This window comes from Candidatus Neomarinimicrobiota bacterium (assembly GCA_021157965.1).
Lineage (GTDB): Bacteria > Fidelibacterota > Fidelibacteria > Fidelibacterales > Fidelibacteraceae > Fidelibacter.
The window spans coordinates 1-16,239 of the sequence record JAGGVO010000027.1; the positions used below are offsets into that span (position 1 = coordinate 1).

Here is a 16,239-nt window from a genome sequence, read left to right on the forward strand (position 1 = left end):
CACGGCGGGGTCACGCCAACGGATTTAAGTCCAAACAATTCAACAGCAGTGTTGGACCGCTGGAGTTGCAGATTCCTCCAGCAAAGAAGAGGCCCGGACAAAGACAGAGACAGTCTGTAAAACCTATACAGACAAAGCACCGGCGTTTTGTGACACTCTCTATTTCTCCAATTATATGCTTGGAATAATTAACGTGAACATGATGTCTTTTAAAGCCGTTTGAAGTAAAATAATTGTATGACAAAAACCATGGCTACCTTATTTCCAAAAAGTATTACCCATCTCTTGACACAAAACTGTTACTTATATCCTGACACACACTGTTCACTGTTGACTGCCGACTGTCAACTGCCGACTGCCGATTGTCAACTGTCGACTGTCAACTAACGACTGCCGACTGTGAACAGCGAGCTCCAACGTCTCAACGTCTGAACGTCTGAACGTCTCAACATCTCAACGTCTGAACGTCTCAACATCTCAGCGTCTCAACGTCTCAACATCTCAACATCTCAACGTCTCAACATCTCAACGTCTCAACGTCTCAACGTCTCAACGTCTGAACGTCTCAACGTCTCAACGTCTGAACGTCTCAACGTCTCAACATCTCAACGTCTCAACATCTCAACGTCTCAACATCTCAACGTCTCAACATCTGAACGTCTCAACGTCTCAACGTCTCAACGTCTCAACATCTCAACGTCTCAACGTAAAATCCATTTGCCTCTCTCAAAAATAAATGTTACACTCACTGCAACAGTTAGGATTAAATATGTCTGCATCGTTAAAATTATCAACAGCAGTAAAGGCGGTCCATTGTCTTGCCAAGGCATATCCCAATGTCTTATCCAGTGGGGATATTTCAGAGATGACAGGCATTAATGCATCCCAGCTCCGTCTTATTTTGTCGATGCTGGCTAAAGCGGGAATTATTCGAAGTATGCAGGGCGCCGGTGGTGGATTTATCCTTAATATGACACCGGACCAGATTAATCTGCAGCAACTTTACTGTGCCATTGAGACACGGAAGGCTTTTCACCTGGCCGTCAGCGGAAACCATGAACAAATCCCCCTGAATAAAAAAATCAACAAATATTTTCTGGATTTATTTGAGGATATTCAGCGGGATATTGAGTCAAAGATGGAAAGAATCAGCCTGGCTGAATTGATAGATGAAGTGGAAACCCAATATTAAGAGAGGAGAGGATATAATGGAATTTTTGAAGCAACTGGGTGTGAAAGAAGAGAATTTCGGCTGTTCGACCGGACAGGAATGGCTGAAAAGAACGGATGAGGGGCTGCTGGATGTCGTATCCCCCGCCGACGGCAAACATATTGCCAGTGTGTATCAGTGTTCGGAAGAGGATTATGAAAAGACTATTGAAAAGGCAACAGAAGCATTTAAAATCTGGCGCAAAACGCCGGCTCCCCGCCGGGGTGAAATTGTCCGCCAGATCGGACTGAAGCTGCGGGAGTACAAAGATCCTCTGGGACGCCTGGTGTCCTACGAAATGGGCAAATCTCTCCAGGAAGGCTGGGGAGAGGTTCAAGAGATGATCGATATCTGCGACTTCGCCGTGGGGCAATCCCGTCAGCTTTATGGATTTACGATGCAGTCTGAGCGGCCCAATCACCGGATGTATGACCAGTACCATCCTTTGGGTATTGTGGGGATTGTGACGGCTTTCAATTTTCCGGTAGCTGTTTGGGCCTGGAATGCCATGATTGCAGCTGTCTGCGGAGATGTGAACGTATGGAAACCATCCTCCAAAGTACCTTTGACCGCCGTAGCTGTGCAGAATATTGTAGCTCAGGTTCTGAAAGAAAACGACCTTCCTGAAGGCATTTTCAATCTGGTGATCGGCAGAGGACGGACTGTAGGTGAACGGATGCTCAATGATAAACGGGTCTCACTTATCTCCATTACCGGTTCCACGGCCGTTGGGCGTCATGCCAATGAGGTGGTTTCCCGCCGTTTTGGTAAAATCATTTGTGAACTGGGTGGCAATAATGCCATCATCATCACGCCTGATGCAGATTTAAAAATGGCGATTCCGGCTATTGTTTTCGGAGCCGTGGGAACAGCCGGACAGCGCTGCACCACAACCCGTCGCCTGATTATCCACGAATCGGTTTTCGATAAAGTGAAAGAATCTCTGGTGAAAGCCTACAAATCCCTGAAAATCGGAACTCCCCTGGATACAGATAACCATGTAGGACCCCTGATTGACAAGGAAGCTGTTAAAATGTTCACCGATGCCATTGAAGAAGTGAAAAAAGAAGGCGGCGCCCTGGTCTATGGTGGTGATGTACTGGAAGGTCCCGGCTATGAATCCGGCTGTTATGTGGTTCCTGCCCTTATGGAGGTGGAAAACTCCTATCCCATTGTCCAGGAAGAGACTTTTGCCCCCATTCTGTACCTCATCAAATATACCGGTGATGTACAGGAAGCCATTGATATTCACAATGATGTGGTACAGGGACTCTCATCCGCCATTTTTACCAACAACCTGCGGGAAGCAGAGACTTTTCTCAGCGCCTGGGGATCGGATTGCGGGATTGCCAATGTGAATATCGGCACCTCCGGGGCGGAAATCGGCGGAGCCTTCGGCGGTGAAAAAGAGACGGGCGGTGGCCGTGAATCCGGTTCCGATGCCTGGAAACTCTATATGCGCCGGCAGACAAATACCATTAACTATGGAACTGAACTCCCACTGGCACAGGGAATCAAATTTGAAATTTAACACCTGATATACGGAGAAAGAGAGGACTGAATGATTCAGGCAAAAGATGTTCGGAAAGTACTGGCTCGCCACATGTTGGCAGATGGTATGGAACCTGTGATTGATCTGGAAAAATCCAGGGGATCCTGGATGGTGGACAAGCGGAATGGAGACTGTTATCTGGATTTCTTTTCCATGTTTGCATCCATGGCTGTGGGCTTCAATCATCCCAAACTTGTGGCAAAGCAGGAAGAGCTGGGCAAACTGGCAATTCACAAACCAACGAATTCTGATGTCTATTCAGAAGAGATGGCGGAATTTCTGGAAATTTTCAGCCGGGTTGGAATTCCCGAAGAACTCCCGCATGCCTTTTTTATTGAAGGGGGCGGACTGGCAGTGGAAAATGCCCTGAAAACCGCTTTCGACTGGAAGGTCCGGAAGAATTTTGAAAAAGGATACAAGGAGCCCAAAGGGTACCAGGTGATCCATTTTCAGCAGTGTTTTCACGGCCGGACCGGATATACCCTGTCTTTGACCAATACTCACGATCCCCGGAAAACCCGGTATTTTCCCAAATTCGACTGGCCCCGGGTATTGAATCCCAAACTGGTGTTCCCCCTGAATGATGAAAACCTGGAAAAGGTGAAAAAAGCGGAAGCCGAATCCTTAAAACAGATTCATCAGGCCATCGATGAAAATCCCGACGATATTGCCGCATTGATTCTGGAACCCATTCAGGGTGAAGGCGGCGATAATCACTTCCGGCCGGAATTTATCCGTGAACTCCGCAAAATCTGTGACGATCATGAAATTCTCCTGATTTTTGATGAAGTCCAGACAGGTGTGGGACTCACGGGGAAGTTCTGGGCTTATGAGCATTACGGGGTAATACCGGATATCATCAGCTTCGGAAAGAAAAGTCAGGTATGCGGTATCCTGGCCGGTCCACGGATCGATGAGGTGGAGAATAATGTCTTTGCCGAATCCAGCCGGATTAATTCCACCTGGGGTGGTAATTTGGTGGATATGGTTCGCTTCGGATATATCCTCAAAATCATCGAAGAGGAAAACCTTGTGGATAATGCCCGGATTCAGGGTGAATTCCTGCTGGTTGAATTGGAAAAGATTGCGGATGATTTTCCGGGACTTGTATCCAATGTCCGGGGAAAAGGACTCATGTGTGCCTTCGACCTGAAAGATGAGAAAGCACGGAATACTTTTCTGAGTGAACTGGAAAAGGAGAAGGTCCTCATGCTGGGATGCGGTGAAAAATCGGTCCGCTTCCGTCCCCACCTGAATGTAAACCGGGATGAAATTCTCCAGGGTATTGACAAAATCAGGCTTTCCTTGAAAAAACTCGTTTGATTAAATATTATTTTATACCCCCTACCCCCAAAAAAGGTCGTTCATGTACGGACGGCCTTTTTTCTTTTATGCAGGATATTGTATATTCTCCGGGAGCTGAATCATGATACAAGGGAAACTCTACATTGTGGCCACACCTATCGGGAATCTTGAGGATATTACCTTCCGGGCGGTGGAAACATTGAAATCGGTGGATGTGGTCGCCTGTGAAGATACCCGTGTGACCCGCATTCTTCTGGATAAATATGGGATTACACCCCCGAAAATCATTGCTCACCATCGGCATAATGAAAAGAACAGCATACCGGGCATTCTTAAACTGCTGCAGGAAGGGCAACAGGTAGCTCTGGTATCCGATGCGGGAACGCCCGTCATCAGCGATCCGGGCAACGGACTGATTCGTGAGGCGGTCAATACCGGCATTCCAGTTATCCCCATTCCAGGTCCCTCTGCTGTTACAACTCTTTTAAGTGTGTGCCATTTTCCGGTGGATATATACACCTTTGAAGGTTTTTTACCCCATAAAAAAGGACGCCAGACCCGTTTAAAACTGATGGCCGATCGTTCCCACGTGACGGTTCTCTTTGAATCCACCCACCGGATTTTAAAGCTCCTGGAAGAACTTCAGGAATATTGCGGGGACCGTGATCTGTTGGTAGGCCGGGAATTGACAAAGATTCATGAAACTTTATTCCGGGGGACGGTGAGTGAAGCCCTGGAGTGGTTTCAGGAACATCCCGTCAGAGGGGAATTTGTGCTGATTGTGGCCCCGCCGGCGAAAAAAACGAAAACCGCGAAAATGAAATCATGACAGCGTGCCATAAAATAAGTACCATTTAAAAAAAATTGAGGAACATTATGAGTATTCTGGTTGTGGATCATCCGTTGATAAAACACAAGTTGGGACTTTTACGCCGGGTGGATACAAGTATCTCCCATTTCCGGCAACTGACCCAGGAAATTACCATTATGCTCACCTATGAAGCCACTCGGGATCTGATTCTGGAACCCCGGAGTGTTATGACCTGGAAGGGCAGAGCCGATGCCGAACGAATCTCCGGAAAGAAAATTTCAGTGGTTCCCATCCTCAGGGCAGGACTCGGGATGCTGGATGGTGTACTGGCTCTGATTCCTTCGGCCAGGATAAATGTGGTAGGGCTCTATCGCAATGAAGAGACCCTTTATCCGGTGGAATATTACAAAAAATTCAATAATGACATTCAGATTCGCGATGCCCTGATCATCGACCCCATGCTGGCGACAGGACATTCAATGGCCAAGGTATGCGAAATGTTGACGGATGAAGGCTGTTCCAATATCAAAGCCCTGTGTATGGTGGCTGCACCTGAAGGGGCTCAGTACATGGATGAAAATTTTCCCGATGTGACAATCTATGCCGCTGCCCTTGACGACCATCTGAACGAGGATGGTTATATTATCCCCGGCCTGGGTGACGCCGGTGACCGGATCTTTGGAACCAAGTAAATAACATGTGTTCATAATAAGTGCGCATTTTTTTCACGAATTACCCATTTTGTCCTTATAAATCGGTTTAATTGTAACTGTTTTCGCCATTGTTAATCACACACCCGCTTATAAGATAGGTGAATCATTAACGTGAAAAAGGCAGGTCAATCCATGAAAAAATTATTGATTTTGGGAGCCGGTACAGCAGGTACCATGATGGCCAACAAGCTGGTGAAGCAGCTTGATAAAGGAGAATGGAAAATCACCCTGGTGGACAAGGTTGAGGAGCATTATTATCAGCCGGGACTTTTATTTATACCGTTCAATATTTACAAGCGGAATGATGTAATCAAACCGAAGCGGGATTTTATACCATCGGATGTTGAACTGATTTTATCAGATATTGAATTGATTGAACCGGATCAGAACCGTGTAAAACTTCAAAACGGGCAGGTATTAAGCTACGATTTTCTGATTATTGCTACAGGCACACAGATCAACCCGGATGAAACAGAGGGACTCAAAGGCGAGGGGTGGTACAAAAACATTTTTGATTTTTATACCCTGGAAGGCGCCTGTAACCTGCGGAAATTTCTCAAATTCTGGCAGGGTGGAAAGCTGGTGTTAAATATTACTGAAATGCCTATTAAGTGCCCAGTGGCACCCCTGGAATTTCTTTTTCTGGCAGATTGGTGGTTTACAGAGAAGGGAATCCGGGATAAGGTGGATCTGACTTTTGTTACACCGCTTCCGGGAGCCTTTACCAAGCCCAGGGCCGCCCAGATTTTGGGAGATTTTCTCCAGAAGAAGAACATAAATCTTGTCTCGGAATTCAGTACGGGATCAGTGGATCCGAAAGCCAACAAAATCCGTTCCTGGGATGAAAAAGAGGTAGAGTACAATCTTCTAGTTACCATTCCCACCAATATGGGGGATCCGGTGATTGAACGTTCCGGTATGGGGGACGAACTGAATTTTGTTCCAACCCACCCGAAAACCCTTCAATCCAAAAAGTGGAAAAATATTTTTGTCATCGGGGATGCCACCAATCTTCCCAGTTCCAAAGCAGGATCTGTTGCCCATTTTCAGGCGGAAATTCTCCAGGAAAACCTGTTGCGGGCTATTGATGGTTTGCCATTGAGAGAAGAATTCGATGGTCATGCCAACTGCTTTATTGAATCAGGTTTTGGCAAAGGAATGCTTATCGATTTTAATTACGATGTGGAACCCCTGCCGGGAAAATATCCCCTGCCCGGTATCGGTCCATTCTCTCTTCTGGAAGAAACCAAAATGAATCACTGGGGAAAAATGATGTTTCGCTGGGTCTACTGGAATATCCTCATCAAAGGCGGTGAGATGCCCATCGAAACCCAGATGAATATGGCGGGAAAAATTCGATGAGGGAGGATGATATGAGTAAAGAACTGGAGAAAATCCATGAAAAACTGGATTTTTTAACGGAACAGGTGATGATTACCCGGCGAAGACAGGAAGAACTCCGTGAATTGAAAGAAGATTTTACACCGGTCGTGTCAGATCTTTTTCAAACAGCGGTTCAGGAACTTGATGATATTTCCGCCTATTTTTCCTATGAAGATTTACTCTTTCTGGTTAAAAAATTGCTGCGCAATACGCGAACTCTCATCGGTTTGTTTGAACGGCTGGAGAGTATCAACGATTTTGTGGATGATGTAACACCTTTGACCCGGGATATGTTTGATGCCGCCCTGGAAAAAATGGATAAACTGGAAAAAAAGGGAGTCTTTAAACTTTTAAAAGATGGTGGGGAACTGACCGATAATGTCCTTCAGGACTATACATCCGAAGCGTGGAAAGTACCGAAAAAAGTATCCCTTTTCCGTCTTCTCCGTGAACTAAATCAGCCTGAAGTGAAACGAACATTCTATGTGTTGCTGAGTATCCTGAAGAGCCTGGGGACTCAATCACCCAATCCCCCAATCAACCCATCAACCAATCAATCCAAATAAAGGAGTTAAACTATGACTGAAAAAAAGATAGTCAATGTTACTGTCGATGTGGATGCGGAAGGGTTTATGACGGATGCATCCCAGTGGAATGAGGAGATTGCCCGGGCGCTTGCCAGGGAAGAAGGCATAGAGCTGACGGACGACCATTTTAAGGTAATTCATTTCATGCGGAAGGATTACGAAGAAAATGGTACAGCACCCTCCATCCGAAGATTAAACAAAGTCGGTGGAATTCCGACCAAGGACTTGTACAGCCTTTTCCCGGATGGACCTGCTAAAAAGGCAGCCAAAATTTCCGGTCTTCCCAAACCCCAGGGATGTGTATAACATAAAGGAGCAAATATGTCAGAATCAAAAATAAAAAAAGTGTCCATTGTGATTTCCAGGGGATCCCTGGAAGGGGTTTATCCCGGTCTTATTATGGCAAACGGTGCCCGGATGGAGGGCATTGAAGCCACGGTGTTTTTTACCTTTTTCGGACTTGAAGCCATTATGAAAAAGAAGGCAGATAAAATTAAAGTTGCCACTGTGGGAAATCCGGCTATGCATCTTCCGACACTGCTGGGAATGATTCCTGGTATGTCCGCTTTTGCCACTCACAAAATGAAAAAAGAGATGGAAAAACTGGATATTCCACCGGTGAGTGAATTCATTGAAATGCTTTCTGATGCCGGGGCCGAACTCTATGCCTGTAAAGCCACTGTAGATATGTTTCATTTGACCAAAGAAGATTTTACGCCACAGGTCAACGACATTATCAATGTGGCGACATTCTACGAAAAATCAGCCGGAGCGGAAATTATATTTACATAATTTTTTTAATGATGAATGATGAATTTGCTTGAGTGGATCTATTGACGCACAGAATCACTCGTTAACTGTCAACTCGTTACGCGTCACGCGTCACTCGTCACTCGTCACTCGTCACTCGTCACTCCCATGTTCATAACATACATTTCCTGAAAATCCGGTCTCCCCGCCAGTTCGGAATGCCGTGTATTTTGTGCCAGTCGTTGAATGACAGGGACGGTTTGTTTATTTTTCAGAATCAGTTCACATCCTCCCAGGCTTCCATTACCCAGGTAAAGGAAAGCGTCTGCCGGAAGGCGGGGGAAAATTCCTGTCTCCATACCGGCTTCCGGACGGATATAGTGACCGAATCCCCCGGCGAGAACCAGGTAATCCAGGTCCTGGACAGACAATCCGGCATCCTGAAGAAGCATTTTCCGTGTGGCGGCAATGGCTCCTTTTGCCATTTGATAGGCCCGGATATCCCGGGGAGACAGATACACATTTTTGTCTATCATGAAGCCTTTTTTGTGAATATTCTCCACGAACCGTCCGTCATCGGTAATCCGTTTCTGTTTCCACAGCGTATGAATGCTGTGAATCAGTCCGCTGCCGCAAATGCCCTTTGCGGGTTCATTATCGATTGTCACCGCCTGAAACCGGCCATCTCCGTTAAAAAACAAGTCACTTACAGCTCCTGCTTCAGCCTGCATTCCGCAGGTGATTCCCGCTCCTTCCATGACGGGACCGGCCGGAGCTGAAGCCGCCACGGAGATTTCCGGTGTTTTTAATACTATTTCACAATTGGTGCCCAGATCCATTAAAAGGTATGTGACATCTTCCGGTAAAATTTCTCTGCAGACCAGTAAATCCGCTGAAATATCTCCCCCAATGAAACTGCCGATACAGGGTAATAAGCTTACCTTACCCCGGGGATGGATTGTCAGCCCGCTTTCTTTACTCTCCAGTACCTGCATGTCCGTTACCGGGGCGATATAAGGCGCCGTGACCAGAGAATCCATAGACAGGCCCAAAAAAAGGTGTGACATCACAGTATTCCCGGCCATGACCACATGGACGATATCACGGGGTGTATCGGTCATATCCCGGATCAGGTCGTTGATTTTTTCAATCATCAGCCGTTGAAGTGCTTTGGCTTCGTTGGGAGATTCGGTCGCGGCTGTTGCCCGGCTGATGATGTCTGTCCCGTACAGACTCTGGGGATTGGGTGCACTTCGGAGCCCAAGGCGCTTGCCGCTTTTCAAATCATGAAGGGTTAAAACCAGAGTGGTGGTGCCCATATCCACGGCCAGGCCCAAAGGTTTATTCAAAGATACTCCCTCCGGGATGTCCGGATCGAGCTCTCCCTCAAGGTCAATGCCGTCAGATAAAATATGAAGACTCTTTTTCTCCGGAAGCTCTTCTATTTTAATGGATGTATCTTCCGTCACATGATGCTGGCAGGCCAGGCGAAGCCCTTTTTTCAGGGATTCGGGCAGGATGTTCTTTTTTTCGGCCGGGGTCGGATCCGGTGGAGTGGATAGATAGGTAATCCTGCATTTCCCGCAGCTTCCGTATCCCCCGCAGGGTGTATCCAATGGAATCCCATGATCCGGGAGTGTCCGGGATAAGAGAGATCCTTCCTCAATGTTCAGAATCTTTTTTTTATTCGCTTGTTGGATTGTCAATTTGAAGGTTTTCATTCGATTTCCGCCGGCTTGATGAGCAGGTTTTTTTCCAGGCTATAATGGGCTTTGCCCGGAGGGAATCCCTTTCGTTTGACGACATGTTTACGTTCGGTACACACCACGGAGACCAGGGATGCGTGTTTTTCTTCGCTGAATCGGGCGGCAAGGGACGCGGCATATTCAATCACATGTCCCGGGATATGGGATTTTCCTTCACGGCGGATAATGACATGGGATCCTGTGGAATTCCGCGTATGGAGCCATAAATCATTTTTATGGGAAAGATGAAAAGTCATTTCGTCATTATCCCTGGCTGATTTGCCGACCCAGATTCGCCAGGATTGATAAAAAAATTCCCGGTAAGGCAGGCGTGCCGTGTCCGCTTTTTGCGGATTTTCCGTCCGGTTCAGGCGGGTTAGCAGATCCTTGTTTTTTTTCGACCACTTCCGGAGATCAATTAAAGAGTCAATGGCCTCCAGTTCGGTGGCTTTTGCTTTCAGTTCCTCGTATTCCTTATGTAGCGCCGTTTCTGTTTCCCGGGATTCCTGCCGGGCTCGTTCAAGTTTCCGGGCTTTGTTGTAATAGCGCTGTGCGTTGGTTTGAGGGGATAAGTCCGGTTTCAGAGGAATGGTATCGGGAAAGCCCAGTGGACGGAGTTCCATGGGAATTTCGGCTTTTTCCTGTCCCGGCTGCAGCGTATTGAGTATGGTCATGAGGATATCCCCATAAATCCGGTACCGTTTGATGAGATCTGCCTGCTCTTCTGTTTTGGCAAGTTGCCGGATTCTGCGGGAGACTTTTTCTGCCCGTGAGGCAAGTGTCGACATGAGCCGATCCTTTTCCGGTTTGAAATGGAGCTCTTTTAACCGGCTGGTTACGTAATGCCGGTAGGTGTCGTAAAAGCGGTGAGGATTGAATTTTTCCTGCGGAAGTGGCAGCAGGATAAAGCGTCCACCCAGAACCTGTCCGTTGGCCCGGGCAATCTCTTGTTGAAGTTCAGGCCATGAAAGATCCGGATATAATTTCCGGAGCCTCTTTTTCCAGCGGTCGTTCAGTCGCGGATCGTCTGAAAGAGTTTGAAAAAAAGCAGGTGTGGCATCAAAATGGATAACCTGGTCCGTCGATTTCTTAAACGTATCAAACCCCGCAGAGGATATAAAAAAGACATTGTTTTTCGGAGGGCGGATACGGATGATGAGGGTTTGATCCGCCGTAAATTTCAGGCGGATGTCCCGGTCTGTCCCGGCAATGGCGGCTTCCACAAATCGGGACGGCTTGAAATCGGTAAAGATGGGAACCTTCTGTCCCGGAGGGTGGATGGGTTGGAGAAAGAGAAAGGGGAGAGGCTGATCCTGGTGAATGCGGATGGAATCCTTTTGGGGATTACTGTTTTGAATTACCAGTTCACCCTTTACATGGGAATAACATGCCTTAAACATCTCACCTGTCAGGCGGGTGTTCATCACGTGGCATAGCTTTTCCCATGTAAACCAGGAGGTAATCACGGTTTATTGCCTTTTACAGATTGATTTATTTCTAATTCACCGGAATGTACAAAATCCTGTCAGGGTTTGGCAAAGAGATGGCGATATTCGGCGTATTTTTCCAGCAGTTCACCGTGGGAACAGATATCCCGGATTTTTCCCTGATCCAGCCAGATTATCTTATTTGCTTGTTTTGCCGTGGCTTCCCGGTGGGTAGTGATCAGCACAGCCCGGTTTGTGGAATTTTCCCGGAGCCGTTGCCACAAAATGCCTTCTGTTTTGGCATCCAACGCAGAGGTGATATCATCCATAATCAGGATTTTCGGATCATGCACCAGGGCCCTTGCCAGAGCCACACGGGCTTTTTGACCGCCTGAGAGTCCCACACCGCCCTGCTGTAGCACCGTATCCAGTGTGAATTCCGTATCTGCTGCAGCCAGTTTCAGGGCTTTTAAAACAGTGGCTTCATCCAGATTTCGCCCCATAAGAATATTTTCCCGAACACTGCCGGTAAAGAGAACCACTTCCTGGGGGACATATCCGATGAGGGATGCCAGGGTTTCCCGTTCCATTTGACGGGGTGGAATATCCCCCAGCCGGACATCCCCTGTAGCAGCGGGATAAAAACCGGTTGCCAAATTCAGCAGTGTCGTTTTACCGCAACCAACCGAACCGGTCACGGCTGCGATTTCCCCGGGATGAACAGTAAAGGAAATATCCTGAAAGATTGGCTCCCGGCTGTCCGGAAAAATGAATGAGGCCCCATCTATTGAAATAGAAGGGGCAGACTGTCCCGGGCGGGCGTGGCCGTATTCTGCATCGGAAAATTGCTCCAATTGTTCGAGACGACTGATAGAGGCTTCCACCATTTTCGTGGATACAAAAAACCAGCTGATGGTCCAGATGGTTTCGGTCATACCCGAGAGATAGGCGACAAAGGCATAGAATTCACCCAGACTCATACGTCCCTGCTGGACGAAAAATCCTCCCACAAAAAGAATAATCACGAGTCCTACCTGATTGATCATAGCACCTAGGCTTTCCAGAAAAGAGCGGATTAAAACCACCTTTTCTTCTGCGTTGACCCGTTCTTTCATCACACGGCGGAAGATTTTCCCCTGGGCTTTTTCCGCCACATATCCCACGACAATCCGGATGCCGGAAAAGGTTGATTCCAGAACGTCCACTGTTTCGCTGGTTTTTTTCTGTCGCAGGCTATATGCCCGTTGCTGGATGTGTTCAGTTTTTGTAATAATCCAGATGATTACCGGGAACGGTGCCACGGCAATTAAGGTCAGGCGCCAATTCAGGGAAAGCATAAGGGTAATGCTGAATCCCAGCGTGAGAAAGGCTTCCACAGGCCGGAGGATTCCCGACGCGGCATACCAGGCGATTTTCAAATCCCCATCGATGTCATCCGTCAGGCGGGTTGTAAGATCTCCGGTCCGGTGCCGGCCAAAAAAGGTGTGATCCTTTTTCATGATTTCATGGAAATAATTCAGGCGGATATCCATGCCGATACCCATATTCATGAAATAGCGTGTCGCGGGAAGCAGCCATTGCGTGATTTCACGGACAAGTCCCACCCCCAGGATGATCCATACCCAGGTGAGGATACTGTCATAGTGAATATCCCGGGTCAGGTGATCGATGACAAATTTGAAAATATAGGGATAAATCGTTTTAGCGGCGATGGCCAGAGTTGTAATCAAAAGGAGAAATCCCATGCCTTTGCGCCGGAGTTTCCAAAAGGGGAGGAACCAGCGGAGGACGTGTTTCATGCCACACCCTCCCGTTGTTTCATGATCAGGTCATAATAGAACCCTTTTTTGATCATCAGTTCGTCATGATTTCCCATCTCCATAATTCTCCCGTCCCGGATAAAGAGGATGATGTCGCAATGCCGGATAGTGGAAAGGCGGTGGGCGACAATGAAGCTTGTCCGTTCTTCAATGAGGGTGTTGATGGCATGCTGGATTTTCTGCTCTGTTCCGGGATCTACAGAGGATGTTGCTTCATCCAGAATGAGGATGGAAGGGTTCACGGTAAGGGCCCGTGCCACAGCCAGAAGCTGGCGCTGACCATAAGACAGATTTTTTCCACCCTCAGCCAGGTTGTCATGGATAGAAAGTCCGCGCTGAAAAAGGACCGAGTCGATACGACTTACCTGAATGGCATGGTGAATCTGTTCCTCGGGGATATCCTCCCGGAAAGCCATGAGATTTTCTTTGACTGAGGCGGGAAAGAGGTAAAGGTCCTGGAGTACCAGTCCGAAATGATGCCGCAAATCCTGTACGGCAAAACGCCGGATATCGGTCCCGTTGATATAAATAGCTCCTTCATCCGGATCCCTGAAACGGCATAAGAGGTTGAGAATGGTTGTTTTTCCGCCGCCGGTGGGACCTACGATAGCCACGGATTGACCGGCACGTACGTTGAAGGAGATATTTTTCAGTACCGGTTTGTCCGGTTCGTAACTATAGGATACGTTTCTGAATTCAATCCGGTGTATTTCATCGGGGAAGGGGAGGGGATCGGGTATATCCGGGATAACAGGTTTCATTTCAAGAGTGGTAAAAATGCGGTCTGCGGCACCTCCCGCCCGCTGGATTTCTCCCAATTGCTCACTCAGCATGATGATAGGCCAGTAGATCTGGGCAATGTACTGGGAAAAAAGAATCAGGGTCCCGATAGTCATGGTTCCTGCACTGATCCATTTTGATCCCAATATCAGCACGGCCATAGTTATCAGGACTTCCATAAAGGCGAGTCCCCGGAAAATCCCGTATTCCACATAAGCAATTTTTGCCGCAAAGCGCCGGTAAGATTGATTCTCTTTTTCAAGTCGCCGGGCGGCCCAGTGTTTCCGGTTGAAGATTTGGAGGATGGAAACCGATTTGAGAAATTCCGCCACAATCCCGCTGATGGTGGCATAACGGGCCCGTTCCTCCCGAAAAAATGGCCGGAGATATTTGAACAGAAAATAGGTCCCAGTAATGACTACCGGTAAAACCGCTGCTACAATGAGAAAAAGGCGGTAATCCACAATGAGCAGCATTACCATGGCTCCAATAAGCATTCCAGCCGCCATGAGGACCCGTTGCATCATGGTGGAAGTAAGGGAAATCAGGCGCTGGGCATCGGATTCAATCCGGCTGACCAGCTTGCCTACGGGATATTTTTCCAAATATGGGAGTCCAAGGGTCATTAAATGGTCAAAAAGCTTGATTTTGATATCACTGATAGCCCTGACACCGGCTAACTGAAGGAGCCAGGAGGAAAAAAAACCTACAATGGCCGATAAAACCATGGTGGCCAGATAGAGAAGGGCGCCGTTGCGGACCGGAGTATAGGTTTCCGAAGGAATGGCCTCATCCACAATGTACATGAGGATGCGGGGCTGGAGTAAAATTAAAAATACACCGGTTAAAGCCAGAAAAAATGCCCCGATAAAAATCGTCCGGTAAGGGCGAATGAAAGGATATACCTTTTTGAAAATGTTACTTGTCGAGAGGGTGTCTTTTCCCTCATCTTCAAATGAATCGTCCTCGTTCCACCACATCACATGTCTCTTTTTGAGCGCTTAAATTACGATGATTTGGAGGAGAGGGAAAAAGAATTCTGTATACAGAGGTATGAGTGTGGCTTTGTTGCGTATATTAACGGATGGGCCGAAAGAATCCTCTCAGAGGGGACTTACCTGGTCTTATTATCGCACCCGCCCCCGTCGACACATGTCCCTTGTCCCCCATGTCAACAGTGTGAAAGCGCTTCTGTGTCTTTTTTATAATAATCGTTGCCATTTATGGCGTCTGTTGGAAAAGAATTGACTTCCACCCCAATCTCCCTTGGTACTCGTTTCTGCGCCTCCGGCGTAACACACTCACAACCCCTCTCAAGAGGGAAGCTTTTGGTTCTCATCGTCAATTGACACACCCGGCCAAACTCTCAACTCAAAACACCAAGTCACTACTCTCCACTCAGAATTCACCAATTATTCTTTTATATTATGGGTAAGGATAAAGGATACGATATGAAAAAAATCCTACATGAAGAACTAACGCTGCAGTACGGAAAAGATAAAATTCAGGTCTGCATTGACCGGCCGGACCGGGAATCGGATGTGGTTCTGGTTTTGGGACATGGATATTACAACGATATGGAGGATGATCTGTTGCAATATCTGGCGGACACCCTGCCAACAGAAGGACTGTTGGTAGCCCGGTTCAATTACCCTTTTGCCTCTAAGCGGTGGAAAGGACTTCCCAAAGCCGGAAAGTGGGTACCTTTGTACCGGAAAGTTTTAGAACGCATTCGGGAGGAACCTTACATCCCCGAAAATTCCTTTTATTTTACCGGCGGGAAATCCCTCAGCGCCTTAGTATCGGCTTTTTTGCCTGATCATCAGGATTCGGGAAAGATTTTTATCGGAGCACCCCTGGAATTCCGTAAAGGCTTTATAAGCTGGCCTGTCAATCCCGAACCCTTTTTGAATCAATCCGTCCCCATGCTTTTTATCCAGGGTGGCGAGGATCCTTTTGCACCCCGGCGAAAACTGGAACTTCTTATGGGTAAACTCAATCCCCGGGGACACCTTCTCATGATTCCCGGTGCGGACCACTCCCTGAAAATTCAAAAACAGCAGGATCGGTCACAAAAAGAGGTGTATCAGGAAATTTCTGATATTATTTTATGGTTTGTAAGCGAATGTCTGAGAAAAAATCTGAATAAAAACTAA

At 47.4% G+C, this 16,239-nt stretch carries 14 protein-coding genes; 10 read left to right on the forward strand and 4 right to left on the reverse strand.

All coding sequences use genetic code 11. From position 1 onward, the window contains the following. Positions 1–769: 769 nt before the first annotated feature. The 9 genes from J7K63_03335 to J7K63_03375 all read left to right on the forward strand — a co-directional run bounded on the left by J7K63_03335 (position 770) and on the right by J7K63_03375 (position 8,353). Complete coding sequence (locus tag J7K63_03335; protein MCD6234055.1) at positions 770–1,192, forward strand: Rrf2 family transcriptional regulator; 423 nt, start codon at positions 770–772, stop codon at positions 1,190–1,192. 16 nt (positions 1,193–1,208) lie between these two features. Then, on the forward strand, positions 1,209–2,741 hold the full coding sequence (locus J7K63_03340) for an aldehyde dehydrogenase family protein (protein MCD6234056.1): 1,533 nt from the start codon (positions 1,209–1,211) through the stop codon (positions 2,739–2,741). A gap of 30 nt (positions 2,742–2,771) precedes the next feature. Next, on the forward strand, positions 2,772–4,085 hold the full coding sequence (gene lat, locus J7K63_03345; protein MCD6234057.1) for an L-lysine 6-transaminase: 1,314 nt from the start codon (positions 2,772–2,774) through the stop codon (positions 4,083–4,085). A 103-nt stretch (positions 4,086–4,188) separates the two neighbouring features. After that, positions 4,189–4,896 (forward strand): 16S rRNA (cytidine(1402)-2'-O)-methyltransferase, encoded by a 708-nt coding sequence (gene rsmI / locus J7K63_03350; protein MCD6234058.1) that lies wholly within the window; start codon positions 4,189–4,191, stop codon positions 4,894–4,896. Positions 4,897–4,943: 47 nt separating this feature from the next. Further along, entirely contained in the window at positions 4,944–5,570 is a 627-nt protein-coding gene (gene upp / locus J7K63_03355) for a uracil phosphoribosyltransferase (GenBank protein ID MCD6234059.1), read from the forward strand. A 153-nt stretch (positions 5,571–5,723) separates the two neighbouring features. Then, positions 5,724–6,953 (forward strand): NAD(P)/FAD-dependent oxidoreductase, encoded by a 1,230-nt coding sequence (locus J7K63_03360; protein ID MCD6234060.1) that lies wholly within the window; start codon positions 5,724–5,726, stop codon positions 6,951–6,953. A gap of 11 nt (positions 6,954–6,964) precedes the next feature. After that, the gene (locus tag J7K63_03365) at positions 6,965–7,540 is read left to right on the forward strand and encodes a DUF1641 domain-containing protein (GenBank protein ID MCD6234061.1); all 576 of its coding nucleotides are present in this window, start codon (positions 6,965–6,967) and stop codon (positions 7,538–7,540) included. Between the two features lie 12 nt (positions 7,541–7,552). Then, entirely contained in the window at positions 7,553–7,867 is a 315-nt protein-coding gene (locus J7K63_03370; protein MCD6234062.1) for a TusE/DsrC/DsvC family sulfur relay protein, read from the forward strand. 15 nt (positions 7,868–7,882) lie between these two features. Continuing rightward, positions 7,883–8,353, forward strand: a complete 471-nt coding sequence (locus J7K63_03375) for a DsrE/DsrF/DrsH-like family protein (protein MCD6234063.1) — start codon at positions 7,883–7,885, stop codon at positions 8,351–8,353. A gap of 104 nt (positions 8,354–8,457) precedes the next feature. Here J7K63_03375 and J7K63_03380 read toward each other — a convergent pair whose 3' ends face one another. From J7K63_03380 to J7K63_03395, 4 genes are read right to left on the reverse strand one after another with little or no spacing between them, the layout of a single operon-like run. Continuing rightward, on the reverse strand, positions 8,458–10,032 hold the full coding sequence (locus J7K63_03380; GenBank protein MCD6234064.1) for a DUF4445 domain-containing protein: 1,575 nt from the start codon (positions 10,030–10,032) through the stop codon (positions 8,458–8,460). Then, a complete protein-coding gene (locus J7K63_03385) occupies positions 10,029–11,522 on the reverse strand; it encodes a DUF814 domain-containing protein (GenBank protein ID MCD6234065.1) in 1,494 nt (497 codons plus the stop codon). The genes J7K63_03380 and J7K63_03385 overlap by 4 nt, the downstream gene beginning before the upstream one ends. Positions 11,523–11,581: 59 nt before the next feature. Next, positions 11,582–13,282, reverse strand: coding sequence for an ABC transporter ATP-binding protein (locus J7K63_03390; GenBank protein MCD6234066.1), 1,701 nt, complete (start codon positions 13,280–13,282; stop codon positions 11,582–11,584). Continuing rightward, positions 13,279–15,063: an ABC transporter ATP-binding protein gene (locus J7K63_03395; GenBank protein MCD6234067.1), complete on the reverse strand. Its 1,785-nt coding sequence runs from the start codon at positions 15,061–15,063 to the stop codon at positions 13,279–13,281. The genes J7K63_03390 and J7K63_03395 overlap by 4 nt, the downstream gene beginning before the upstream one ends. Positions 15,064–15,534: 471 nt before the next feature. On the opposite strand from J7K63_03395, the gene J7K63_03400 reads away from it, so the two are divergent. Then, on the forward strand, positions 15,535–16,239 hold the full coding sequence (locus tag J7K63_03400) for a hypothetical protein (GenBank protein ID MCD6234068.1): 705 nt from the start codon (positions 15,535–15,537) through the stop codon (positions 16,237–16,239).

Excerpts from the sequence above, each read along its gene's own strand:
- rsmI (MCD6234058.1), top strand. The coding sequence starts at position 4,189 with ATGATACAAGGGAAACTCTACATTGTGGCCACACCTATCGGGAATCTT.
- J7K63_03400 (MCD6234068.1), top strand. The coding sequence starts at position 15,535 with ATGAAAAAAATCCTACATGAAGAACTAACGCTGCAGTACGGAAAAGAT.
- J7K63_03335 (MCD6234055.1), top strand. The coding sequence starts at position 770 with ATGTCTGCATCGTTAAAATTATCAACAGCAGTAAAGGCGGTCCATTGT.
- J7K63_03390 (MCD6234066.1), bottom strand. The coding sequence starts at position 13,282 with ATGAAACACGTCCTCCGCTGGTTCCTCCCCTTTTGGAAACTCCGGCGC.
- lat (MCD6234057.1), top strand. The coding sequence starts at position 2,772 with ATGATTCAGGCAAAAGATGTTCGGAAAGTACTGGCTCGCCACATGTTG.
- upp (MCD6234059.1), top strand. The coding sequence starts at position 4,944 with ATGAGTATTCTGGTTGTGGATCATCCGTTGATAAAACACAAGTTGGGA.
- J7K63_03360 (MCD6234060.1), top strand. The coding sequence starts at position 5,724 with ATGAAAAAATTATTGATTTTGGGAGCCGGTACAGCAGGTACCATGATG.
- J7K63_03365 (MCD6234061.1), top strand. The coding sequence starts at position 6,965 with ATGAGTAAAGAACTGGAGAAAATCCATGAAAAACTGGATTTTTTAACG.
- J7K63_03340 (MCD6234056.1), top strand. The coding sequence starts at position 1,209 with ATGGAATTTTTGAAGCAACTGGGTGTGAAAGAAGAGAATTTCGGCTGT.
- J7K63_03395 (MCD6234067.1), bottom strand. The coding sequence starts at position 15,063 with ATGTGGTGGAACGAGGACGATTCATTTGAAGATGAGGGAAAAGACACC.
- J7K63_03375 (MCD6234063.1), top strand. The coding sequence starts at position 7,883 with ATGTCAGAATCAAAAATAAAAAAAGTGTCCATTGTGATTTCCAGGGGA.
- J7K63_03370 (MCD6234062.1), top strand. The coding sequence starts at position 7,553 with ATGACTGAAAAAAAGATAGTCAATGTTACTGTCGATGTGGATGCGGAA.
- J7K63_03380 (MCD6234064.1), bottom strand. The coding sequence starts at position 10,032 with ATGAAAACCTTCAAATTGACAATCCAACAAGCGAATAAAAAAAAGATT.